Genomic DNA, 23149 nt, shown 5'->3' on the forward strand with positions numbered 1-23149 from the left:
AAGGAGGGACGTCGGGGATGAGCACCAAGGACTTCGTCGAGAAGGACTACTACAAGGTTCTCGGCGTCCCGAAGGACGCCACCGAAGCAGAGATCAAGAAGGCGTACCGGAAGCTCGCCCGCGAGTTCCACCCGGATGCCAACAAGGGTGACGCCAAGGCCGAAGGGCGCTTCAAGGAGATCTCCGAGGCGAACGACGTCCTCGGCGACACGAAGAAGCGCAAGGAGTACGACGAAGCGCGTGCTCTCTTCGGCAACGGCGGCTTCCGGCCGGGTCCGGGCGCCGGCGGCGGCTCCTTCAACTTCGACCTGGGTGATCTCTTCGGGGGCGCTCCGGGCGGACAGCAAGGAGGCGCGGGCGGCTTCGGCGGCGGCCTCGGGGACGTGTTCGGCGGCCTGTTCAACCGGGGCGGCCCGGGTACCACCCGTACCCAGCCGCGCCGCGGCCAGGACATCGAGTCCGAGGTGACGCTCAGTTTCACCGAGGCGGTCGACGGGGCCACGGTCCCGTTGCGGATGTCCAGCCAGGCGCCCTGCAAGGCGTGTTCGGGCACCGGCGACAAGAACGGCACCCCCAGGGTCTGCCCGACCTGCGTCGGTACGGGCCAGGTCTCGCGGGGCAGCGGCGGCGGTTTCTCGCTGACCGATCCGTGCATGGACTGCAAGGGCCGCGGGCTGATCGCCCAGGATCCCTGCGACGTCTGCAAGGGCTCGGGGCGCGCCAAGTCGTCCCGGACCATGCAGGTCCGTATCCCCGCGGGGGTCGCCGACAACCAGCGGATCCGGTTGCGCGGCAAGGGCACCCCCGGCGAACAGGGCGGTCCGGCCGGTGACCTCTATGTGGTCGTCCATGTCGACGCCCACCCGGTCTTCGGCCGCAGGGGCGACAACCTCACCCTCACGGTGCCCGTCACCTTCACGGAGGCGGCGCTGGGCGGTGAGGTGAAGGTCCCGACGCTCGGTGGCCCTCCGGTCACCCTGAAACTACCCGCGGGCACCCCGAACGGCCGTACGATGCGGGCCCGTGGCAAGGGCGCCGTACGCAAGGACGGCACCCGGGGGGACCTGCTGGTCACCGTGGAGGTCGCGGTGCCGAAGGACCTCAGCGACAAGGCACGTGAGTCGCTGGAAACCTACCGCGAGGCCACCTCGGGGGAGGACCCGCGGGCGGAGCTCTTCCAGGCCGCGAAGGGAGCATGAGATGAACGGCCGGCGACATCGCGAGAATTCAATGGGTTACGAGCTGACCGACGAAACGCCCGTGTATGTCATCTCGGTCGCCGCTCAGCTCTCCGGCCTGCACCCGCAGACCCTGCGGCAGTACGACCGCCTCGGCCTGGTCTCACCGGGCCGCACGGCGGGCCGTGGGAGACGGTACTCGGCCCAGGACATCCAGCTGCTGCGTACGGTGCAGCAGCTGTCCCAGGACGAGGGCATCAATCTGGCCGGCATCAAGCGCATCATCGAGCTGGAGCACCAGGTCGCCGCCCTGCAGGCCCGGGTCGCCGAGCTCTCGGCGGCGGTGGACGGAGCGGCGGTGGCCATGCAGCAGCGCGAGGCGCAGGTCCACGCCTCGTACCGCCGCGACCTGGTCCCGTACCAGGAAGTGCAGCAGACCAGCGCCCTGGTGGTGTGGCGGCCGAAGCGGCCGTCGGACTGAGCAGCAGGACCGATCCGTGCGTGCGTCCGAGGGCCGATACCTGACCGGGTGGCGGCCCTCGGACGTGTCGGGATCGTCGAGCATCCCCGACTGAGCGATGTGCACACCGAGTTGCACCCGGTTGGTGGTGCCGAGCACTTCCGAGAGGTGAGCTATGTGCTTGCGGCAGGTCCGGACGCTGATACCCAGCCGTCTGGCGACGGCTTCGTCGGCGTTTCCCTCGCCGAGCAGCCGGGCGACGGCGTACTGGCGCTCGGAGGTGCCCGGTGCGGCGGGCACCGGTGGTGCCGGCTTGTGCAGGGGGAGGCCCTGCCGCCAGAAACGCTCGAAGACGGTGGCCAGATAGGCGACGAGCGCGGGGTGACGGAGTTCCAGGGCGATACTGCCGTCGGCGTTGCCGGGGATGAAGGCGACCGCCCGGCCGAAGATGATCATCCGTTCCGGAAGGTCGTCCAGACTGCGCACCTCGATGGCGCTGCCCATCTGGGTCAGGTAGTTGCGCAGGCCCGGAGTGTGGAGCGAAGCACGCTGGTACAGAGTGCGGGTGTGCGCGCCGCGTTCACGCGCGGACAGGTCCCTGACCAGCGCGGTGCGCAGGACAGCGTCGCTGCGCGGGCGCGGCTGGACGCACAGCATCTCCGTGCGGCAGCTGTAGCTGGCACGGTCGATCGCGGTGTTGATGCGGGGGAAGCCCTCCAGCACCACGACCCCCGGTGTGGTCCTCGGCAGTTCCGGAGCCACGAGCGAGGTGAACTGCTCGAAGGTCTCCGCGATCCGCACTTCCCGTGAACGTCTGATGTGGATCTCGGCCTCGATGTCGCGAAGGAGCACCTGGAGCGCCAAGGAAGGGGGCGTGGGGACCAAGCGCTCCGGGTCGTCCGGGTCCGGATGCAGAAGCCCCAGGTCGATCAGGCAGGGGGCGGTGCGCGCAGCCGTCCGGCTGATGCTTCCGTGCTTCAGCCCGGCGGCCGGCCGCGCAGAGATCCTCCACGCTGTGTACGTGCTGTGCCGGATTCACCCTTGTTCCGCCCACTCGATGCATGATCCACAAGTGATCGCTTCCGGTAACCTTACGCACCTGCGTTCTTACCGTGCGGAGGGACCGTGACCCCCGCTCATCAAGTTGCAGAGCAGCAAGTTGAGGGTGGCAGGGCCGACGCCGACCCACCAGAATCAGTGCCCATGGAGCATCGGGAAGGAGACCGGATCACGGGTGCTGCTGCAGAATTCCCGACTTGGCCAGCAGGTAGCCGAGCTGGGCCCGGCTGTTACTGCCCAGGGTCGCGGACAGCTTGGCCACGTGGGCCCGGCAGGTCCGTACGTTCATCCCCAGGCGACGGGCGATGGCCTCATCGACATATCCCTCGACAAGAAGCTGGGCGATCGAACGCTGCACACCGGACACGCCATCGGGGGTGGGCTCGTACGGTACTTCCTCCAGGAGCGGCACGGCGCGCCGCCAGAGCTGTTCGAAGACCTTGGCCAGGTATTCGACAAGCCCGGGATGGCGGATCTCCAGGGCGACCTGTCGGTCGTCACGGGTGGGTATGAACGCAACCGAGCGATCGAAGATCATGAGCCGTTCTATGAGTTCTTCCAGTGTGCGGATCTCCACCTTGCCCTCCGCCATGCGCTCCGCGTAGGCGAGGGTGCCCTGGCTGTGGCGGACCGTGTGCTGGTAGAGAGTGCGCATTCCGACACCGCGGTCGATGAGGTCCTGGCCCCGCTGCAGAGCGTCGGTGAGGGCGTGCTCGCTCCGGCCGCCCCCCGGCTGGACGGTGAGCACCTCGTAGTGGCATTCGGTGGTGGCCAGATCGATGGCCGCGTTGATCCGGGCGAAGCCTTCGAGCACGGTGATGGCATGCGTCGTCGGCGGATCCTGGGCGCTGATGGCAATGAACGGCTCAAAAGAGTCTGCTAGTTGGGTAGCGAGGTCCCGGTGCGCTTGAATTTCGCGTTCTATGGGGTGTACGCGCTTCGCCAGCGCGGCGATCGGTGGGACGGGCTGGAGCCAGCGGGCATCGTCAGGATCAGGATGGAGCAGGGCGAATTCCATGAGGCAGGGCGCCGTGTGCACTTCTGAGCGGGCGATACGTCCGGAACGCAGCGCACTGGCGTAAAGACGCTTCCCTTCGTCACACAAATCTGTCACGGCATGGGGATGTGCCCCATTTGAGTCAATTGTGGCCATAGCTCCACCCCCCAGGGTCCTGTACGTGCAAGAACATGATGCATCGTTCCGGTGGTGTTGACGTGGGTGGATGAGCGATCGTCTTGAAGGCGGGGGAGAAGAAACCTTTCAAGTGAGGACGAAGCCGACTATGGGTAAGAGATTGCTTCGCTCGGTGCTTGCCACTGGTCTTTCCGCAGGGCTGGCTCTCGGTGGGCTGGCCGTTCTTGACCTCGGTTGGGACATCGGCCCCGGGGGGGCGCAAGGCACCACCGCGCAGGCGGCGGACCTTGGCTGGGACGTGGCCCCCGCTCGGACTGTGGCGGCGCAGCCGGCGGACCTCGGTTGGGATGTGGCCCCCGGCCGGACCGTGGCGGCGCAGCCGGCGGACCTTGGCTGGGACGTGGCGCCTGCTCGGACTGTGGCGGCGCAGCCGGCGGACCTCGGTTGGGATGTGGCCCCCGGCCGGACTCTGGAGGTCGGTCCGCAGGACCTCGGTTGGGACAGCCACCCGGCGGATACGGCAGCCGCATGACGGTCCCCCCGGACGACCGGGTCTTTCAGCGCGAGATGGCAGTCGCCTACCGCTCCGGGTGGCATTTCATCGACCTCGTCACGGCGATTCCACACCGTGGTGACTCGTTGATGGTCACCCTGTTCGGCGAGCCGATCGTCGTCGTACGCGAAGAGGACGAGGACGTCCGTGCATACCGGTGTCTGCGCAAGCCACGGGGCGCCCCACAGCCCGTCCGCTGTGCCATCCGGTACGGCATGGTGTTCGTCAACCTGGACCGGCGCGATCACGAACTGATCGAGCCGGAGCCACAAACAGCTATCCCCCACAGCGCCTGAAGCGATTCCCCCGTCGTAAAAGATCGCTCAGGTGCTTCCCCCACACAACGGCGCCATCGTGACCTGAACACGATGGCGCCGTTGTGCTGCCCGCATCACCTCGTGCAACGGGCCGGCCGGTCATCTCAGGCGCGGCCCAGTGCCCGGTCGACGGTGATCTCGATCAGTACCCGGTCCGGGTTGACGGACGGGGTGCGTCCGTACCGCTCCGCGTAGCGGCTTTCCGCGTCGGCGATGAGTTCGGGCTCCGTACGGACCACCGCGCGTCCCTCCAGCGTCGCCCAGCGGCGGCCGGCCATCTGACAGACCGCGACCCGCGCGCCGTCCGGTCCTGCCGCCAGCACGTGGGCGACCTTCCGCGACGACTTGTTGGTGATGACCCGGGCGAGCCCGGCCGCCGGCTCGTAGGTCACCCCGACCGGCACCACGTGCGGGGTGCCGTCCTGGCGCAGGGTGGTCAAGGTGCAGAGGTGGTGCTCGCGCCAGAAGCTGAGATAGGTCGCGCCGGGGTTCCGTGGGTCAATGGCCATGGGGCGAACCTACCCGGCGACTCCCGTTCGCATCTTGAGTGGAATAGACTCAACTTTGTGCACGTTGCCTGAGTCATTGGTGCGCAGCACAGCTGAAGACATCACTGCTGAAGACATCACAGCTGAAGGTCATCACGCCGCAGCCCTGCAAGGAGGAGAGCGCACACCGTGGACGCCGAGCTGACCAACAAGAGCCGGGATGCGATCAATGCGGCGAACAGCCGGGCCGTATCCGACGGGCACGCCGACCTGACCCCCGCACATCTGCTGCTGGCACTGCTCGAGGGCCAGGACAACGAGAACATCGTCGATCTGCTGACCGCTGTCGAGGCGGACCAGGCTGTGGTCCGGTCCGGCGCCGAGCGGCTGCTCGGCGCGCTGCCCAGCGTCACCGGGTCCACCGTCGCGCCACCACAGCCCAACCGCGAGACACTGGCCGTCATCGCCGACGCCTCGCAGCGGGCCAAGGAACTCGGCGACGAATTCATCTCCACCGAGCATCTGCTGATCGGCATCGCCGCCAAGGGCGGCCAGGCCGGTGAGCTGCTGACGCAGCAGGGCGCCGGCGTGAAGAAGCTGCTGGCGGCTTTCGAGACGACGAGGGGAGGGCGCCGGGTGACCACACCCGACCCCGAGGGTCAGTACAAGGCACTGGAGAAGTTCGGTACGGACTTCACCGCCGCGGCCCGCGAGGGCAAGCTCGACCCGGTCATCGGGCGGGACCAGGAGATCCGCCGGGTGGTGCAGGTGCTGTCCCGGCGCACCAAGAACAACCCGGTGCTCATCGGTGAGCCCGGGGTCGGCAAGACCGCGGTGGTGGAGGGGCTGGCCCAGCGGATCGTCAAGGGCGATGTGCCGGAGAGCCTGAAGGACAAGCGCCTGGTGTCGCTGGACCTCAGCGCGATGGTGGCCGGCGCCAAATACCGTGGCGAGTTCGAGGAGCGGCTGAAGACCGTCCTCTCCGAGATCAAGGAGAGCGACGGCCAGGTCATCACCTTCATCGACGAGCTGCACACCGTGGTCGGCGCGGGGGCCGGCGGTGACTCGTCGATGGACGCGGGCAACATGCTCAAGCCGATGCTGGCCCGCGGTGAGCTGCGGATGGTCGGCGCGACCACCCTGGACGAGTACCGCGAGCGGATCGAGAAGGACCCCGCCCTGGAGCGGCGCTTCCAGCAGGTGCTGGTCGCCGAGCCCTCGGTCGAGGACACCATCGCCATCCTGCGCGGACTCAAGGGACGCTACGAGGCCCATCACAAGGTGCAGATCGCGGACGCGGCGCTGGTCGCCGCCGCGGCCCTGTCCGACCGCTACATCACCTCCCGTTTCCTGCCGGACAAGGCCATCGACCTGGTCGACGAGGCCGCCTCCCGGCTGCGCATGGAGATCGACTCATCGCCTGTCGAGATCGACGAACTGCAGCGTGCCGTCGACCGCCTCCACATGGAGGAGCTGGCCCTCAAGAACGAGTCCGACGCGGCGTCGAAACAGCGGCTGGACAAGCTGCGCCGCGATCTCGCCGACCGTGAGGAGGAACTGCGCGGCCTCACCGCACGCTGGGAGAAGGAGAAGCAGGGCCTCAACCGCGTCGGCGAGCTGAAGGAACGGCTCGACGGGCTCCGCGGCCAGGCCGAGCGTGCCCAGCGCGACGGCGACTTCGACACGGCTTCCAAGCTGCTCTACGGCGAGATCCCGGGCCTGGAGCGGGAGCTCGAGGCGGCCTCCGAGGCCGAGGAGGAAGCCGCCAAGTCCGCCGAGGCCAAGGACACCATGGTCAAGGAGGAGGTCGGCGCCGACGACATCGCGGACGTGGTCGGCTCCTGGACCGGGATCCCGGCCGGGCGTCTGCTGGAGGGCGAGACGAGGAAGCTGCTGCGGATGGAGGAGGAGATCGGCAAGCGGCTGATCGGCCAGAGCGAGGCCGTGCAGGCCGTCTCCGACGCGGTGCGCCGCACCCGGGCGGGCATCGCCGACCCGGACCGCCCCACCGGCTCCTTCCTCTTCCTCGGCCCCACCGGTGTCGGCAAGACCGAGCTGGCGAAGGCGCTGGCCGACTTCCTCTTCGACGACGAGCGGGCCATGGTCCGTATCGACATGAGCGAGTACGGCGAGAAGCACTCGGTGGCCCGCCTGTTGGGCGCGCCCCCCGGCTACGTGGGGTACGAGGAGGGCGGCCAGCTCACCGAGGCGGTGCGCCGGCGCCCGTACAGCGTGGTGCTGCTCGACGAGGTGGAGAAGGCCCACCCGGAGGTCTTCGACGTACTGCTCCAGGTACTCGACGACGGGCGGCTCACCGACGGCCAGGGACGGACGGTGGACTTCCGCAACACCATCCTGATCCTGACGTCGAACCTCGGCAGCCAGTATCTGGTCGACCCCCTCACCAAACCGGAGGAGAAGAAGCGGCAGGTCCTGGATGTCGTACGGGCGTCCTTCAAGCCGGAGTTCCTCAACCGCCTGGACGACCTGGTGGTCTTCTCCGCCCTCTCGAAGGACGAGCTGGCCCACATCGCGGGCCTCCAGATCGACCGCCTCGCGACCCGCCTCGCCGAGCGCCGGCTCACCCTGGACATCAGCCCGGAGGCCCTGGCGTGGCTGGCCGACGAGGGCAACGACCCGGCGTACGGCGCCCGGCCGCTGCGCCGGCTGATCCAGACCTCGATCGGCGACCGGCTGGCCAAGGAGATCCTGGCCGGCGAGATCACCGACGGCGACACGGTGCGGGTCGGCCGCTTCGAGGACGGGCTCAGCGTGGGCCGTGCGGAGCAGCCGCAGTAGTGACCCGGCGGTCGTAGGCCCGACCGGTCTAAGCCCGCAGCGGATAGTCACCGATAGTGCGGGGCGGGACTTGCCATGCCCCGCCCGGCATGGGGGAGGATGGAAGGACTCGTAAGAAGGGCAATACAAAGATGACCATCGACCCGTCCTCCATTCCGAACTTCGGGGGCCAGCCCGATCCGCAGGACGCAGGACCGGCGGGCCCCGTCGTCCCCGACCAGGATCTGGTCAAGCAGCTTCTCGAGCAGATGGAGCTGAAGTATGTCGTCGACGACGAGGGTGACCTCGCCGCGCCGTGGGAGGAATTCCGCACGTACTTCATGTTCCGCGGCGAGGACGACCAGCAGGTCTTCTCTGTGCGGACGTTCTACGACCGCCCGCACAACATCGAGGAGAAGCTGCAGCTCCTCGAACTGATCGACGACTGGAACCGCCGCACGCTGTGGCCCAAGGTCTACAGCCACACCCACGACGACGGCAGCGTCCGCCTCATCGGTGAGGCCCAGATGCTGATCGGCACCGGGGTCGCGCTGGAGCACTTCGTGTCGTCCACGGTCAGCTGGGTCCGCGCCTCGATCGAGTTCGACAAGTGGCTCGTCGACCAGCTCGGTCTCGAGCAGGACCTGGAATCGGGCTCCGGCGACGACAAGCCGGGCGACGACGCCTGAGCCGGCCGCCGGGCCGGCAGGAAGCCCGGCCGACCGGGCGCTTCGGCGCCGGGCCGGCCGGGCTTCCGCGTGCCGAGGCGATCACCGCTGGGGGGAGAAGGCCGCTTCCTTCCGCCTGCCGGGCTGCTCGCGCTTGTGCCGGTCGATCAGGGTGGCCGCGACATGCGCAGGGGAGCGCTGCCTTGACTTGGACCGCGCTCCAACTCGTAGCGTCCGGGCTATGACAACGCCTCAGCACAAGATCGGCTCCGGCTTCGGAGCCCGCAGCACCGCGAACGATGTCCTGCGCGGGATCGACCTCTCCGGGAAGCTGGCGATCGTCACCGGGGGTTACTCGGGGATCGGACTGGAGACAACGCGCGCGCTCGTCGGCGCCGGTGCCCGCGTCGTCGTTCCGGCCCGTCGGCGTGCGACTGCCCAGGAGGCGGTCCATGGCATCGGCGGTGTCGAGGTCGACGAACTCGACCTGTCCGACCTGGCGAGCGTCCAGGGATTCGCCGAGCGCTTCCTCGCCTCGGGACGCGGCATCGACATCGTCATCAACAGCGCGGGGATCATGGCCTGCCCGGAAACCCGGGTCGGACCGGGCTGGGAAGCTCAGTTCGCGACCAACCACCTGGGCCACTATGCGCTCGTCAACCGGCTGTGGCCGGCGATCGCGCGCGGCGGAGCGCGCGTCGTCGCCGTGTCCTCCGCCGGTCACCACCGCTCGGGTATCCGCTGGGACGACGTGCAGTTCGAGGGCGGCTACGACAAGTCACTGGCCTATGGGCAGGCGAAGACGGCGAACGCGCTGTTCGCCGTGCACCTCGACGCGCTCGGCCGGGACGCGGGGGTGCGGGCTTTCTCGGTGCATCCCGGCGCAATTCTCACGCCGCTGCAGCGCCACCTCTCGCGCGAGGAGATGGTTGCCGCCAGCTGGATCGACGCGGACGGCAATCTGGTGGACGACACGTTCAAGTCGCCCGAGCAGGGCGCGGCGACGCAGGTGTGGGCGGCGACCTCTCCGCAGCTGGACGCCATGGGTGGCGTCTACTGCGAGGACTGCGATATCACCGAACCGGCCGGCAGCGACGGCGCCGTGGCCGGCGTGTGTGACCATGCGACCGATCCGGGGGAGGCCGCGCGTCTGTGGACGCTCTCGGCCGAGCTCACCGGCGTCGACGTGTTCCGGGCGACCGCGTAGCCCGTCCGCCCGGAACGGCGCCCCGTCCTGCGGCCAATGTCCTGAGGTCGTGGAGCGCGGCGTGAAGAGGCCGGCCGGCTGCCAGAGGGACCCCCTGGCTCGTCAGTCAGCCTCCCCTTCCGGGCCCTGGGAATCATGAGGACTCCAAGTCGTCGGGGAGCAGCCGGAACGCGGCGTGACCGGTCAGTGGCTGGATCATCCGGAAGTCCTTGTCGGACGTGAACAGTGCATCCGTCTCGTATGCCTTGGCGAGCGCGACGTTCATGGCGTCCGTGACGCCGATACCCCCGCCGCTGCGCGCGTCCTTGTACGCCTCGGCAACCGCAACGGCTGTGCCCATGTGCGGGCCCACGTCAGGGATGACGAATCGGTTCATCGCGTGCTGGTTGGTCAGGAACGTCATCGCTCGAAGCGCGTACTTGGATGACTTGGCCCGAGCGGTGATCAGGTAGTCCAGCTCGGCGAGAACCATCGGTGAGACGACGAACTGCCGGACGAGTGGAAGCGCGGCCTTGTGACGCGCGTGTTCCGACTGCTTGGGGCGCAGCAGGTTGTACAGCGCGTTCGTGTCAGCGATGGCGATGGGAATGCTCACACGCCGCCCATTCCGCGCAGGGTGTCGTTCATGTCCTCGACGCTGAGGTCATCGTCGTCAAAGTCGAGGTCGGGCAGCTCGATGTCACCGATCGGCGTCGCAGGGTAGGCGGGGACACAGCTACGCACAGGCACGATGCGAGCGACGGCCTGGCCGTTGCGTGTCACGGTGACTTCCTCGCCGCGCGCCACTTCGTCGAGCAGCCTTGACGAGTGCTGGTTGAGTTCGCGTGCGGTGGCTTCCATGTAGTACAGCGTACTACCTTGATGGGGCAGGGGCACCGCAGTTCGTCCCCCTGGGGACCACCGGGAGCCGACTCCTTCCCGAAGCCCTCCGGGACGAAGAGGCCGTGAGTTCACGACGCCAAGCGTTGCAGGCGGCCCGTGGCCTCGTGGAGAACGTCGTCCTTCTTGCAGAAGGCGAAGCGGACCTGACTGCGGCCGGCGTCCCGATGGTCGTAGAAGACGGCGTTCGGGATGGCGACGACGCCACAGCGGCCGGGGAGCGCCCGGCAGAAGGCGAGGCCGTCCTTCTCGCCGAGCGCCGAGATGTCGGTGGTGATGAAGTACGTGCCCTGCGGCCGGAAGACCTCGAAGCCGGCCGCGGTGAGGCCGTCGGCGAGGATGTCCCGCTTGGCGCGCAGCTCGTCGCGCAGCTCGGTGAAGAAGGAGTCCGGCAGCCGCAGTGCCTCGGCGACGGCGTACTGGAAGGGGCCGGCCGAGACGTACGTCAGGAACTGTTTCGCCGAGCGGACCGCCGCCACGAGTGCCGGGGAGGCCGTCAGCCAGCCGACCTTCCAACCGGTGAACGAGAAGGTTTTGCCGGCCGAGGAGATCGAGACGGTCCGTTCGCGCATTCCGGGGAAGGAGGCGAGCGGGATGTGCTCCCCGTCGAAGACCAGGTGTTCGTACACCTCGTCGGTGATCACCAGCAGATCGCGCTCCACGGCGAGCGCGGCGACCGTGGCCAGTTCGCCGCGGGTCAGGACCTTGCCGGTCGGATTGTGCGGGGTGTTGAGCAGGATGAGGCGGGTGCGGTCGGTGATCGCGTCCCGGAGTTCGTCCAGGTCGAGGTGGAAACCGCCGTCGCGCGGGCGGAGCGTGACGGGGACCCGGGTACCGCCGGCCATGGCGATGCAGGCGGCGTACGAGTCGTAGTAGGGCTCCAGGGCGATCACCTCGTCGCCGGGTTCGACCAGCGCCAGCAGTGCGGCCGCGATGGCCTCGGTGGCGCCCGCGGTGACCAGGACCTCGGTGTCGGGGTCGGCGGCGAGGCCGTACCACCGCTGCTGGTGTTCGGTGATGGCCGTACGCAGCTCGGGGACCCCGGGGCCCGGCGGGTACTGGTTACCGCGGCCGTCGCGCAGCGCCCGGACCGCCGCTTCCCTGACCTCGTCGGGGCCGTCGGTGTCGGGGAAGCCCTGGCCGAGGTTGATCGCCCCGGTCCGCACGGCCAGCGCCGACATCTCGGCGAAGATCGTCGTTCCGAACTCGGCCAGGCGGCGGTTGAGCAGCGGCCGCCCGGTGGCGCCGCGCGTGGAGCTTCCGGTGGAGGTCATGGCCGCCATCCTGCGCCGAACCTCTGGACTTCCTCAACTCCTGCTTGGTCCGGCGCCGGCCGGGGGATCCCCCAGTCACGCACCAAGTCCGGCACCGGAGCGAGGGACCAACGGGGGACCCCGCTGCATCGGGCGAAAGGCAGGTGGGGGCCATGGGGCCGTTCATCTTCGTCGCAGTGATCGTGGGGGTCGTCCTGGTGGCTTCGGTCGCCGGCGGCGGCAAGGCGGCCAAGGGAGGTAAGCGCCGCGGCAGGAGCGGTACCGCGGCCGGCAGTTGGTGGGTGGGCGACAGCGCCGGCGGTTCGGGCGGGGGCGGGCACCACTCGGGCGGCGGGTACCACTCGGGCGGCGGACACCATTCCTGCGGCGGGGGCGGTCACTCGTCCTGCGGCGGCGGTTCGTCCTGCGGAGGCGGGTCCTCCTGCGGTGGCGGAGGCGGCTGCGGCGGCTCCAGCTGAGGCGGACCAGCGGGAAACGGCTGACACGGGGCAGCTGATTCCCCCACGGAGGCGCCCGGCGGACCAACCCCCGCCGGGCGCCCGCATCTTGGCGGACGGTGCCGATGGCTGGGTCGCCGGTAGTTGAACGTATGAACAGCAAACCCCCCGAGGGATGGAAACCCCGTCAAGTTGGGTAAAAAGGCTGTGAGCGGCACGTACTTCGTGATTGCCTCCCCGTTGAGAAGAACATGGTGAGAAAGACACGCTGCGAAGGACCTGTTGCCCAGCACCTGCTGAGAAGAACCCCGCTGAGAACAAGCCAGACCGCTGGCACCACGCCCGCTGAGAACGAGCCCGCTGAGAACACCCCTGCTGAACCCTGCTGAGAACAAGCAGCCCTCGGACCGAGACCTGACCGTGGCCCTCGCCGGCGTCTCCTTCCCTGGCACCTGCTCCGGGGAGAACCCCGTCCATCTGCCGATTGTCTGTTTGCGGAGCCCACCCCATGCTCACGACGCTCAATACTGCCTACACCGATACCCGCGCCGCCGATCTGGCCTGGGCGCTGGGCCGCGAGCCACTGCCCGCCCTGGCTGTCCTCGATCTCGAACTGGCCGGAGCCAAGCTCCAGATGAGACTTCTCGGCGCCTCCCACCAGGTGCTCCTGGAAGAGGCGGGCGGCGTCTGCTCGGAGACCGTCGCTTGTCTCCCGGGCGGCAGCACCCCCTTACCTCTGGGCGTCGCCGAGCGTGTCGGTGACTGGGGTTACGAGTTCGCCGCCTGTGTGGAGACGCTTTCCGCGTCCTCCTTCGCCGGGCGGGCTCAGGAACTCCTCGCCCTGGTGACCGACCATCCGCACGGCCTGGCCGGTATGTTCCCCGGCTCGCCGCACGCCTTCACCGCGATGCTGGCGCAGCGCCGTGACGGCCAGGTGCACTGGCGCACCTGGCACGCGTACCCCCAGGAGGGTCAACTCGTGGTGACCCGTACGAAGGTGGGCGTGCGTACACCTGTCGTGGCCTGATTGCACTCGCGCGGGTGACGAATCGGGTGCGTGGTGTGACGTAGCGTTCTGTACGTGATCGACCTGCCCGTCTCCCCCGAATGTCAGCGGACACGGCTGTCCGTACGGCCGGGGACCGGCAGGCTGTTCGTGCTCGCCACGGTCTTCCTCTGCGCCGCTTGCGGACTGGTCTACGAGCTGGAACTCGTCGCTCTCGCGTCCTACTTGATCGGCGACTCGGTCACCCAGGCCTCCGTGGTGCTGTCCGTGATGGTCTTCGCGATGGGCATCGGTTCACTGCTCGCCAAGCGGCTGCGGCTCCGCGCGGCGGTGGGCTTCGGACTCATCGAGGCCACCCTGGCACTGGTCGGCGGCTGCTCGGCCCTGGTGCTGTACGCGGTGTTCGCCTGGACCGGCGGCTCGCGGTACGCCCTGGTCGGCTTCTCGCTGACGATCGGTGTGCTGATCGGGGCGGAGATCCCCCTCCTGATGACGCTGATCCAGCGGGTGTCCCGGCAGGACCCGGGCGGCGCGGTCGCCGACCTGTTCGCCGCCGACTATGTGGGCGCGCTGGTCGGCGGTCTGGCCTTCCCCTTCTTCCTGCTGCCGCTGCTGGGGCAGCTCACCGGCGCGCTGCTCACCGGGACGGTCAACGCGGTGGCCGGCGGGGCGCTGGTGCTCTGGCTGTTCCGTCATGATCTGACCCGGCGCGGGCGGTGGTGGCTGTTCGCCGTCAATGCGCTGGTGCTCGTGGTGCTGGCCACCGCGGTCGCCCTGGTCGGCGACTTCGAACAGGCGGCCAGGCGCGCGGTGTACGGGGCGCATGTGCGGGTCGCCCTGCAGACCGGCGTGCAGGAGATCGTCCTCACCCGGTCCCCGCACGGCACGCTGGATCTCTTCCTGGACGGCCGGCTGCGGGTCAACAGCCGGGACGAGCGCCAGTACCACCGGGCCCTGGTCGACCCCGCGATGCGCGGACCGCACCGGCGGGTGCTGATCCTCGGCGGCGGGGACGGGCTCGCGGCGGCCCAGGTGCTGCGACACCGGGGGGTGACGTCGGTGACCGTCGTGGAGCTCGACCCCGGCGTCGAACGGCTGGCCCGTACGGACCCGGGACTCTCCGCGCTCAACGACCACGTGTACCGGGACCCGAGACTGCGGGCGGTCACCGGCGACGCCTTCGCCTGGCTGAGGTCGCCCCGGCCGCGCTACGACGTGATCATCTCGGATCTGCCGGATCCCGGCATCACGCCGAGCACCAAGCTCTACTCGTCGGAGTTCTACGGCCTGGCGGAGCGGGTGCTGGCCCCCGGTGGCCGGCTGGCCGTCCACGCGGGGGCGCTGGGTACCCGCTCCCGCAGTTTCTGGACGGTCGAGGCGACGGTACGGACGGCCGGCCTGCGGACCGTGCCCTATCGGGTGACGGGCCGGGTGCCGGGGTCCGCGGACGGACCGGACCGCACGAACGAAGCCGCCGGGACTCCTGGCGACTGGGGTTTCGTGCTGGCCTCCCGGGCACGACCGCGGCTGGGCGCTCCCGGTACGACGGGGCACTGGGCACAGGTGCGGGACCGGGCCGCCGGTGTGCCGCCCTCGACGCTGGTGCATCCGCGGTACGGGGATTGACGCGAGCCCGTGACCGGGGCGCCGGCAGCCGGGAGCCGGCGCCCGCCGAGTCGGCGCGTGAGATCCAGGGGTGGCCGAAAGGCAGACGTGTCGGCCGTGGCTGAGTACGCTCGGTTCCTATGGAGCATGAGGTGTTCGTTCCGGTTCCGGCAGAGTCCGTTCGTCAGGTGTTGGTGGACCCCGCGCGGGTGGCCCGCTGCGTACCCGGCCTCCAACAGGCCGCGGACGCCACCGAGGGCGGTCCGGCGGGCCGCCTGAAGGTCCGTATCGACGGCCATACGATCACCTACCGCGGGGCGCTGCGCATCGCCGCCCAGGAGGACGGCTTCACCATCGAGGGCGAGGGAACGGAGGCCCGCGGCACCGGGTCGGTGAAGCTCTCGCTGACGCTGGCCCTGGCGGAATCCGCCACCGGCACCACCTTGACCTTCTCCGGTACGGCCCACGGCGAGGGTCGGCTGACGGACCTCGCCCCGGAGGCGGCGCTGGCAGCGGCGCACCGGTTGCTGGACCGGTTCGGGGGGCAGCTCGAGACGGAGGCCGCGACGCCCACCGAGGCCGCACCCACGGATGGTGCCGAGGCGGACGACGCCACCGGGACGGAGGGCGCAGCCGAGGCGGCCGAGAGCGAGAGCGAAGCCGCGCAGGACGCCTCCACCCCGTCGGTGTTCGGCGCGGAAGTGCCGCCGCCCTCGCTCGACCCGGTGTCCGAGGCGGAGTTCATCGCCGCGGCGGACGCCCCGGTGGAGGCCGCGCACGCCCGTCGCACGATGATCGGCCGCAGCGCGGAAGAGGTCGATCACGCGCCGCCGCGCGGCCGCTATGCCCCCGTGGCGGCCCCGTCGGGCAGCACCGCGGTCGCGACGCTGCGCTGGGCGGCCCCGGCGGCGGCGCTCGCGGTCGCGTCGGCCGTCGTGGTGGGCCGGGCACTGCGGCGTCGCCGCTGACGCCGCCGCGGAAGGAGCGCCCATCCCGTCGTCAAACCGCCTCACGTCTCGAGCCCTTAGGGTCGAGACGTGAGTAGCGAAGAGGTCCGGCTGACCGCCGGCGACGTCGAATTGACCGTGACCCCCGAGAACGGCTGCCGGATCAGCAGCCTCCGCATCGCCGGCACCGAACTCCTGCGGCAGGGCGCGAAGTTCGGTTGCTTCCCGATGGTGCCCTGGTGCGGGCGCACCAGGGAAGGGCGGTTCAGCAGCGGTGGGGTGGCGCACCAGCTGCCGATCAATTCCCCGCCGCACGCCATCCACGGAACCGGCCGCAACACCGCCTGGAAGACGCTGAACGCCACCCCCACGGCGGCGGCCTTCGCCTATGAGCTGGGCGATCCCTGGCCGTACCGGGGTCAGGTAACCCAGACGTTCGAGCTCACCGAGGACACCCTCACCCTGGCCTTCGGCGTGGAGACCGCCCGGGACTCGTTCCCGGCGCAGGCCGGCTGGCACCCCTGGTTCCACCGCAATCTCGGTACCGGCGACGACGTACGGATCGATTTCGCACCCACCTGGCAGGAGGAGCGCGGCGACGACCACCTCCCCACCGGACGGCGGATCGACCCCCTTCCCGGACCCTGGGACGACTGCTTCGGGATGCCGGACGGCGTGGACGTCACCCTCACCTGGCCGGAACAGCTGGAGCTGACGGTGCGGAGCCGTGAGGAGTGGGTCGTGGTGTACGACGAACAGCCGGAAGCGGTCTGTGTCGAGCCGCAGACCGGGCCGCCCAACGGCCTCAACACCACCCCGCGTCTGGTCACCCTCATCGACCCACTGGAGATCGGGGCCACCTGGACCTGGCGCCGCCTGCGACCCTGAGTTCCCCGCCGTGCGGCCGCACCAGGTCGTTAAGACCGGCCGGTCTAAGCTCGGTGGCATGACTGACGTACGCGCTGATCTGCTCCAGCACATCAAGGACAAGGCCGTGGTCCACGGCAGGGTGACGCTCTCCTCGGGCCGGGAGGCGGACTGGTACATCGACCTGCGCCGGATCACCCTGGACGGCGCAGCCGCTCCCCTGGTCGGTCAGGTGATGCTGGATCTGACCGCGGATCTGGACTTCGACGCGGTCGGCGGGCTGACCCTCGGCGCGGACCCGATCGCGGACGCGATGCTGCACGCTTCCGCCGCCCGCGGAAGGACGCTGGACGCCTTCGTGGTGCGCAAGGCCGCCAAGACGCACGGGATGCAGCGCCGTATCGAGGGACCGGACATCAAGGGGCGCCGGGTGCTGGTGGTGGAGGACACCACCACCACCGGCAATTCCCCGATGACCGCCGTGGAGGCCGTCCGGGAGGCCGGCGGCGAGGTGGTGGCGGTTGCCACCATCGTGGACCGCGATACCGGTGCCGATGAGGTCATCGCCAAGGCCGGGGTGCCCTACGTCTTCGCGTACACCCAGGGCGACCTGGATCTCTGAGGCCACACAGCGGCTCTGACCAGCGGTGATGAGTGCGGCGACGTGGACATCGGCGGTGTTTCACGTGAAACACCGCCAGCGCCGCGCGTGTCAAGCCCCCACGCCAAGTCGAGTCGCGCCAAGAGTCTGGAAAGATGGGCGGCGACGATGACGTCGCCCCCAGGTCAGGGAACCCGCAACGCAACCCGCACATCCCAAGGAGCGGACAGATGCCCATCGCAACCCCCGAGGTCTATAACGAGATGCTCGACCGGGCGAAGGCAGGCAAGTTCGCCTACCCGGCCATCAACGTGACCTCGACCCAGACCTTGCACGCGGCGCTGCGCGGCTTCGCCGAGGCCGAGAGCGACGGCATCATCCAGATCTCCACCGGCGGTGCGGAGTTCCTGGGCGGTCAGTACGCCAAGGAAATGGTCACCGGTTCGGTCGCGCTCGCCGAGTTCGCGCATATCGTCGCCGAGAAGTACCCGGTCACGATCGCCCTGCACACCGACCACTGCCCGAAGGACAAGCTGGACGGCTATGTACGTCCGCTGCTCGAGGTCTCCCGCAAGCGGGTCGAGGCCGGTGGCAACCCGCTCTTCCAGTCCCACATGTGGGACGGCTCCGCCGAGACCCTCGCGGACAACCTGGCCATCGGCCAGGAGCTGCTCGCGCAGGCCGCCGCCGCGAAGATCATCCTTGAGGTCGAGATCACCCCGACCGGCGGTGAGGAGGACGGCGTCAGTCACGAGATCAACGACTCGCTGTACACCACCGTCGACGACGCGCTGCGCACCGCCGAGGCCCTCGGCCTCGGGGAGAAGGGCCGCTACCTGCTGGCCGCCTCCTTCGGCAACGTGCACGGCGTCTACAAGCCGGGCAATGTCGTGCTCCGCCCCGAGCTGCTGAAGGACCTCCAGGAGGGGGTCGCCGCCAAGTACGGCAAGGCCTCCCCGTTCGACTTCGTCTTCCACGGCGGTTCCGGCTCCTCCGAGCAGGAGATCGCCACCGCGCTGGAGAACGGCGTCGTGAAGATGAACCTGGACACCGACACGCAGTACGCCTTCACCCGTCCGGTCGTGGATCACGTCTTCCGCAACTACGACGGTGTCCTGAAGGTCGACGGTGAGGTCGGCTCGAAGAAGACCTACGACCCGCGCACCTGGGGCAAGGCCGCCGAAGCCGGCATGGCCAAGCGAGTCACCGAGGCCTGCGCGAACCTGCGCTCCACCGGTACCCGCCTGAAGTAGTCCGTGCGCGCCTGAAGCAGTCCGTACACGCTTGAAGCAGTCCGTACGCTCCACGCAGCCGTACACCGGGCCCGGCACTCCGACCAGGGGTGCCGGGCCCGGCGCATGTCCGACCGCTTCGCGCCTGGTCTCCGGGACCCGCTGGTATGGCCCCACGCCGTCGTACCGGCCATGCTGCTCGCATGGCCGATTCACCCGCGGACGCCGGGTCCGCACCCACCGCGACGGAGACAGGCCCCGCGCAGGGCATCCTGCGCGCCGCGTCCCCGGCCGGCCGCTGGGTGCTGCTCACCACCGTGCTCGGCTCGAGCATGGCCCTGCTCGACTCGACGGTGGTGAACGTCGCGCTGCCAAGGATCGGCACCGATCTGAACACCGACATGGCCGTCCTCCAGTGGACGGTGACCGCGTACATGCTCAGCCTCGCCGGGCTGATCCTCCTCGGCGGCGCGCTCGGCGACAGGTTCGGGCGGCGCAAGGTGTTCGTCATCGGGGTCATCTGGTTCGCCGCCGCCTCCCTTGCCTGCGGGCTCGCGCCGAACGCGGGGGTGCTGATCACCTCCCGCGCGCTCCAGGGTGTCGGCGGCGCGCTGCTGACGCCGGGCTCGCTGGCACTGATCCAGGGGTCCTTCCACCCGGACGACCGGGCCCGCGCGGTCGGGCTCTGGTCCGGGTTCGGCGGCGTCGGCGCCGCGATCGGCCCGTTCCTCGGCGGCTGGCTGGTCGACGGACCCGGCTGGCGCTGGGTTTTCCTGCTCAACGTGCCGCTGGCCGTGCTCTGCGTGCCGATCGCGCTCCGCCACGTACCGGAGACTCGGGATCCCGCGGCTCACGGGCGGTTCGACGTGCTGGGTGCCGTGCTCGGGGCGGCGGCACTCGCCCTGGTCACCTATGCGCTGATCGCGGCACCGGGGCACGGCGCGTCCCCGGTGGTGTTGGGTACGGCCGCCGTCGGGCTGGTGCTGGGCGTGGTGTTCGTCCGGGTCGAGCGCGTCAGGCCCGACCCGATGCTGCCGCCGTCGATCTTCGCCGTACGGCTCTTCACCGCGGTCAACCTGGTCACCCTCTGCGTCTATGCGGCGTTCGGCGGGTTCTTCTTCCTCACCGTCCTGCAACTCCAGGTCGTGGCAGGCTACTCGGCACTCGGTGCGGGCGCCGCGATGCTGCCGACCACCGTGCTGATGCTGCTGTTCTCCGCGAAGTCGGGCGCTCTCGGACAACGCATCGGACCCCGCATCCCGCTCACCGTGGGCCCGCTGTGCTGTGCCGCCGGGATGCTGCTGATGATGCGGGTCGGTACGGACGCCTCCTACCCGGCGGACGTGCTGCCCGCGCTGCTGGTCATGGGGCTCGGCATGGTCATTCTGGTGGCGCCGCTGACCGCCACCGTGCTGGCCTCGGTGGAGGTCGGCAGGGCGGGACTCGCCAGCGGGATCAACAACGCGGCGGCCCGGGCCGCCGGGCTCGTCGCGGTGGCCGCGCTGCCGCTGCTCGCCGGGATGGGCCCCGAGGCGTACCGCTCGGCGACGGAGTTCGCCGCGACCTTCCGCCGGGCGATGCCACTGTGCGCGGGCGTGCTGGTACTGGGCGCGCTGATCGCCTTCTGCACGGTGCGCGCGCCGCGCGAGCAGCGCAGCGGCACCGAGTGCCGGATGCACTGCGGGCTGGGTGCGCCACCGCTGGAGGCCGGCGAGTCGGCACGCGAGTCCTGAGCCAGGCAGACTGGCACCCATGTCCATTCACGAGAACCTGCTCGGGGGCCCTCCCCCGACCCATCTCCCCGACGACCCGGAGCCCCGCGAGCTGCTGGCCGGTGGCGCCGCGCCGTCCGACGTCGCCGCGAAGTACCCGACGTCCTGCCTCGCCTGGGCGCAGCTGGCCGATGACGCCTTCGAGCACGGTCGGGTCGTCGAGTCGTACGCCTATGCCCGTACCGGCTACCACCGCGGCCTCGACTCGCTGCGCCGGGCCGGCTGGAAGGGGCACGGACCGGTGCCCTGGGAGCACGAACCGAACCGGGGCTTCCTGCGGGCCCTGCACGCGCTGGCCCGGGCGGCCCAGTCGATCGGCGAGAACGCGGAGTACGAGCGTTGCACCGTCTTCCTGCGGGACTCCTCGGAGGCCGCCGCGGACACGCTGGGCTGACCGCCACCGCAGTGACGCGGCACCCGCACAGCAAGGGCCTGACCCACGACCGGACTCCCCGAAACGTGGGTCGGGCCCTTGCCTGTCTTGCCGTCGAGCGCACAGGGCACCGATGATGAAGGTGGGGACCGGGGCCCACCTGTCGACGGAAGGGGCGGACCGCTACCTGGAGCACCACCGAGGAGACAGCGATGTCTACGCCTTCGCATGAGCACCGGCAGGACCGGGCCCCCGCGCCGGGAACGGTGTCGGAAAACGCCCCGAATTTCGACTTCGCGGGCACCACACCGTACGAGGACTACGTCCGGGCGGACGTCCTCACCCATCTTCAGCACCTCCTCTCCGAGGACCCGGGGGAGATGGTCTTCCTGGTCACCACCCAGGTGATGGAGCTGTGGTTCACGGTGATCGTCCACGAGTGGGAGACCGCGTCGCAGGCCCTGCGTCGTGACGATCTGCCGGTCGCGCTGGCCGCGCTGAAGCGCTCCACCTACGAACTGCAGTCGCTCAACGAGTCCTGGCGTCCGCTCGCCCAGCTGACCCCCGCCCAGTTCAACGCCTACCGCGGATCGCTCGGCGAGGGCTCCGGGTTCCAGTCCGCGATGTACCGCCGCCTGGAGTTCCTGCTGGGCGACAAGACGGCGTCGATGCTCGTCCCGCACCGGGGCGCGCCGCGGGTCTACGCGGAGCTGGAGAAGGCGCTCCAGGAGCCGAGTCTCTACGACGAGGTGCTGCGGTTCCTGGCCCGGCGCGGGCAGCCGGTGCCGGCCGCCGTACTGGACCGCGACTGGGCGCAGAAGTACGAGCCGTCCGCTGAGGTCGAGGCGGTCTGGACCGCCGTTTACACGGGGGAGCAGGACAGCGACCTGGTCCGGCTCGGCGAGGCGCTGACCGACGTCGGAGAGCTGGTCTGGCGATGGCGCAACGACCATCTGGTGGCCACCCGCAGAGCGATGGGTTCCAAGACGGGAACCGGCGGTTCGGCCGGGGTGGCCTGGCTGGAGAAGCGTGCCACGAAGAACGTTTTCCCCGAGCTGTGGACGGCCCGAAGCCATGTCTGAGCGCACCATGACCGAGCCGACCGGGCCGACCGGGCCGACCGGGCCGACCGGGCCGACCGAGTCGGCAGGCCTCGCCGGGAAGGCCGCCGAGCTCGACGCCACCGACCCGCTCGCCGCCTGCCGTGAGCTGTTCACCCTGGACACCGGCACCGTCTACCTCGACGGGAACTCGCTGGGCGCCCTGCCGAGCCATGTCCCGGCCCGGATGCAGGAGGTCATCACCCGCGAATGGGGCGCGCTGCGCATCCGTTCCTGGGAGGAGTCCGGCTGGTGGACCGCTCCCGAGCGGATCGGCGACCGTATCGCACCGATCGTCGGCGCCGGCCCCGGCACGGTGGTGGTCGGTGACTCGACGAGTGTCAACGTCTTCAAGGCCCTGGTCGCCGCGGTCCGGACCGCGGAAGCCGACCGTGACGAGATCCTGGTGGACGCCGCGACCTTCCCCACGGACGGCTACATCGCGGAGTCGGCGGCCCGGATGACGTCCCGGCGGCTGGTCCCCTACACGCCGGGGGACCCGATCGGTCCCCGTACCGCGGCCGTGCTGATCAACCATGTCGACTACCGCACCGGCCGCCTGCACGACCTGCCCGGGCTGACCGCGGCGGCACACGCGGCAGGCGCCAGAACGGTCTGGGACCTCTGCCACAGTGCCGGCGCACTGCCCGTCGGGCTCGCCGCGCACGGGGTGGACTTCGCGGTCGGGTGCACCTACAAGTACCTGAACGGTGGCCCGGGTTCACCGGCGTTCCTGTATGTGCGCCCCGGCCTCCAGTCCTCCTTCGACTCCCCGCTGCCCGGCTGGAACTCGCACGCCGACCCGTTCGGCATGGCCCCCGGGTACCGTCCCGCGTCCGGCGCCCCGCGCGGCCGGGTCGGCACCCCGGACATCCTCTCGATGCTCGCCCTGGAGTCGGCGCTCGACGTCTGGGACGGCGTATCGATCAAGGAAGTACGAGCCAAGTCACTCGTCCTGACGGACTTCTTCCTGGAATGTGTGCGGCATCTGCCGGTCGAACCGGTGACTCCGGCCCCGCACGCGGAACGCGGCAGCCAGGTCTCGCTGCGGTGCGAGAACGCCGGTGCGGTCATGAAGAAGTTGATCTCCAGGGGGGTGGTGGGCGATTTCCGGCAGCCGGATGTGCTGCGTTTCGGATTCACCCCGCTCTACGTCGGTTTCGGCGATGCGCTGCGTGCCGCGCGCGTTCTGGGGGAGGTCCTGGGCTGATAG

The 23149-nt window shown here is 69.8% G+C and carries 22 protein-coding genes and 1 pseudogene; 17 read left to right on the forward strand and 6 right to left on the reverse strand.

Annotated elements, in window-relative coordinates:
* Positions 1-17 precede the first annotated feature (17 nt).
* Together dnaJ and AB0M87_RS24820 are read left to right on the forward strand one after the other, a co-directional pair.
* Positions 18-1199 (forward strand): molecular chaperone DnaJ, encoded by a 1182-nt coding sequence (dnaJ, locus tag AB0M87_RS24815; protein WP_365856516.1) that lies wholly within the window; start codon positions 18-20, stop codon positions 1197-1199.
* Between the two features lies 1 nt (position 1200).
* Positions 1201-1659 carry a helix-turn-helix domain-containing protein gene (locus AB0M87_RS24820; protein WP_365856518.1) on the forward strand — a complete coding sequence of 153 codons (459 nt, stop codon included), beginning with the start codon at positions 1201-1203 and terminating at the stop codon, positions 1657-1659.
* Between the two features lie 168 nt (positions 1660-1827).
* On the opposite strand, the pseudogene AB0M87_RS24825 reads toward AB0M87_RS24820, so the two are convergent.
* Together AB0M87_RS24825 and AB0M87_RS24830 are read right to left on the reverse strand one after the other, a co-directional pair.
* Positions 1828-2295 (reverse strand): annotated as a pseudogene (locus tag AB0M87_RS24825) (LuxR family transcriptional regulator); the annotation flags it as partial.
* A 571-nt stretch (positions 2296-2866) separates the two neighbouring features.
* Positions 2867-3850 carry a helix-turn-helix transcriptional regulator gene (locus AB0M87_RS24830; RefSeq protein WP_365856520.1) on the reverse strand — a complete coding sequence of 328 codons (984 nt, stop codon included), beginning with the start codon at positions 3848-3850 and terminating at the stop codon, positions 2867-2869.
* Between the two features lie 510 nt (positions 3851-4360).
* Here AB0M87_RS24830 and AB0M87_RS24835 point away from each other — a divergent pair.
* Positions 4361-4681, forward strand: coding sequence for a (2Fe-2S)-binding protein (locus AB0M87_RS24835; protein WP_365856522.1), 321 nt, complete (start codon positions 4361-4363; stop codon positions 4679-4681).
* A 125-nt stretch (positions 4682-4806) separates the two neighbouring features.
* Here AB0M87_RS24835 and AB0M87_RS24840 read toward each other — a convergent pair whose 3' ends face one another.
* Entirely contained in the window at positions 4807-5211 is a 405-nt protein-coding gene (locus AB0M87_RS24840; protein ID WP_365856524.1) for a TIGR03618 family F420-dependent PPOX class oxidoreductase, read from the reverse strand.
* 168 nt (positions 5212-5379) lie between these two features.
* On the opposite strand from AB0M87_RS24840, the gene clpB reads away from it, so the two are divergent.
* The 3 genes from clpB (at position 5380) to AB0M87_RS24855 (ending at position 9843) form a co-directional block, all read left to right on the forward strand.
* Positions 5380-7989: an ATP-dependent chaperone ClpB gene (gene clpB / locus AB0M87_RS24845; RefSeq protein WP_365856526.1), complete on the forward strand. Its 2610-nt coding sequence runs from the start codon at positions 5380-5382 to the stop codon at positions 7987-7989.
* Between the two features lie 131 nt (positions 7990-8120).
* On the forward strand, positions 8121-8657 hold the full coding sequence (locus tag AB0M87_RS24850) for a YbjN domain-containing protein (protein ID WP_365856528.1): 537 nt from the start codon (positions 8121-8123) through the stop codon (positions 8655-8657).
* Between the two features lie 220 nt (positions 8658-8877).
* Positions 8878-9843, forward strand: coding sequence for an SDR family NAD(P)-dependent oxidoreductase (locus tag AB0M87_RS24855; RefSeq protein ID WP_365856530.1), 966 nt, complete (start codon positions 8878-8880; stop codon positions 9841-9843).
* Between the two features lie 133 nt (positions 9844-9976).
* Here AB0M87_RS24855 and AB0M87_RS24860 read toward each other — a convergent pair whose 3' ends face one another.
* The 3 genes from AB0M87_RS24860 to AB0M87_RS24870 all read right to left on the reverse strand — a co-directional run bounded on the left by AB0M87_RS24860 (position 9977) and on the right by AB0M87_RS24870 (position 12005).
* Positions 9977-10438: a PIN domain-containing protein gene (locus AB0M87_RS24860; protein WP_365856532.1), complete on the reverse strand. Its 462-nt coding sequence runs from the start codon at positions 10436-10438 to the stop codon at positions 9977-9979.
* Positions 10435-10683 (reverse strand): type II toxin-antitoxin system prevent-host-death family antitoxin, encoded by a 249-nt coding sequence (locus tag AB0M87_RS24865; protein WP_365856534.1) that lies wholly within the window; start codon positions 10681-10683, stop codon positions 10435-10437. Before AB0M87_RS24865 ends, AB0M87_RS24860 begins: the two co-directional genes overlap by 4 nt.
* Before the next feature lie 110 nt (positions 10684-10793).
* On the reverse strand, positions 10794-12005 hold the full coding sequence (locus AB0M87_RS24870; protein ID WP_365856536.1) for a pyridoxal phosphate-dependent aminotransferase: 1212 nt from the start codon (positions 12003-12005) through the stop codon (positions 10794-10796).
* A 143-nt stretch (positions 12006-12148) separates the two neighbouring features.
* On the opposite strand from AB0M87_RS24870, the gene AB0M87_RS24875 reads away from it, so the two are divergent.
* From AB0M87_RS24875 to kynU, 11 genes are all read left to right on the forward strand, one after another.
* Positions 12149-12454, forward strand: a complete 306-nt coding sequence (locus AB0M87_RS24875) for a hypothetical protein (RefSeq protein WP_365856538.1) — start codon at positions 12149-12151, stop codon at positions 12452-12454.
* Positions 12455-12941: 487 nt separating this feature from the next.
* A complete protein-coding gene (locus AB0M87_RS24880) occupies positions 12942-13460 on the forward strand; it encodes a DUF2617 family protein (protein WP_365856540.1) in 519 nt (172 codons plus the stop codon).
* Positions 13461-13514: 54 nt separating this feature from the next.
* Entirely contained in the window at positions 13515-15065 is a 1551-nt protein-coding gene (locus tag AB0M87_RS24885) for a polyamine aminopropyltransferase (RefSeq protein WP_365856542.1), read from the forward strand.
* 119 nt (positions 15066-15184) lie between these two features.
* The gene (locus tag AB0M87_RS24890; RefSeq protein ID WP_365856544.1) at positions 15185-16012 is read left to right on the forward strand and encodes an SRPBCC domain-containing protein; all 828 of its coding nucleotides are present in this window, start codon (positions 15185-15187) and stop codon (positions 16010-16012) included.
* A gap of 69 nt (positions 16013-16081) precedes the next feature.
* On the forward strand, positions 16082-16879 hold the full coding sequence (locus tag AB0M87_RS24895) for an aldose 1-epimerase (RefSeq protein WP_365856546.1): 798 nt from the start codon (positions 16082-16084) through the stop codon (positions 16877-16879).
* 58 nt (positions 16880-16937) lie between these two features.
* Positions 16938-17480, forward strand: a complete 543-nt coding sequence (gene pyrE / locus AB0M87_RS24900) for an orotate phosphoribosyltransferase (protein ID WP_365856548.1) — start codon at positions 16938-16940, stop codon at positions 17478-17480.
* Between the two features lie 209 nt (positions 17481-17689).
* Positions 17690-18712 carry a class II fructose-bisphosphate aldolase gene (gene fbaA / locus AB0M87_RS24905; RefSeq protein WP_365856550.1) on the forward strand — a complete coding sequence of 341 codons (1023 nt, stop codon included), beginning with the start codon at positions 17690-17692 and terminating at the stop codon, positions 18710-18712.
* Positions 18713-18894: 182 nt separating this feature from the next.
* A complete protein-coding gene (locus tag AB0M87_RS24910) occupies positions 18895-20424 on the forward strand; it encodes an MFS transporter (RefSeq protein WP_365856552.1) in 1530 nt (509 codons plus the stop codon).
* Positions 20425-20443: 19 nt separating this feature from the next.
* Entirely contained in the window at positions 20444-20857 is a 414-nt protein-coding gene (locus AB0M87_RS24915) for a DUF3151 domain-containing protein (protein WP_365856554.1), read from the forward strand.
* A 191-nt stretch (positions 20858-21048) separates the two neighbouring features.
* A complete protein-coding gene (locus AB0M87_RS24920; RefSeq protein WP_365856556.1) occupies positions 21049-21918 on the forward strand; it encodes a tryptophan 2,3-dioxygenase family protein in 870 nt (289 codons plus the stop codon).
* A gap of 7 nt (positions 21919-21925) precedes the next feature.
* On the forward strand, positions 21926-23146 hold the full coding sequence (kynU, locus tag AB0M87_RS24925; protein ID WP_365856845.1) for a kynureninase: 1221 nt from the start codon (positions 21926-21928) through the stop codon (positions 23144-23146).
* The last annotated feature ends 3 nt before the right edge of the window (positions 23147-23149 follow it).

The sequence above is a fragment of the Streptomyces sp. NPDC051320 genome (genome assembly GCF_040682175.1).
Taxonomy (GTDB): domain Bacteria; phylum Actinomycetota; class Actinomycetes; order Streptomycetales; family Streptomycetaceae; genus Streptomyces.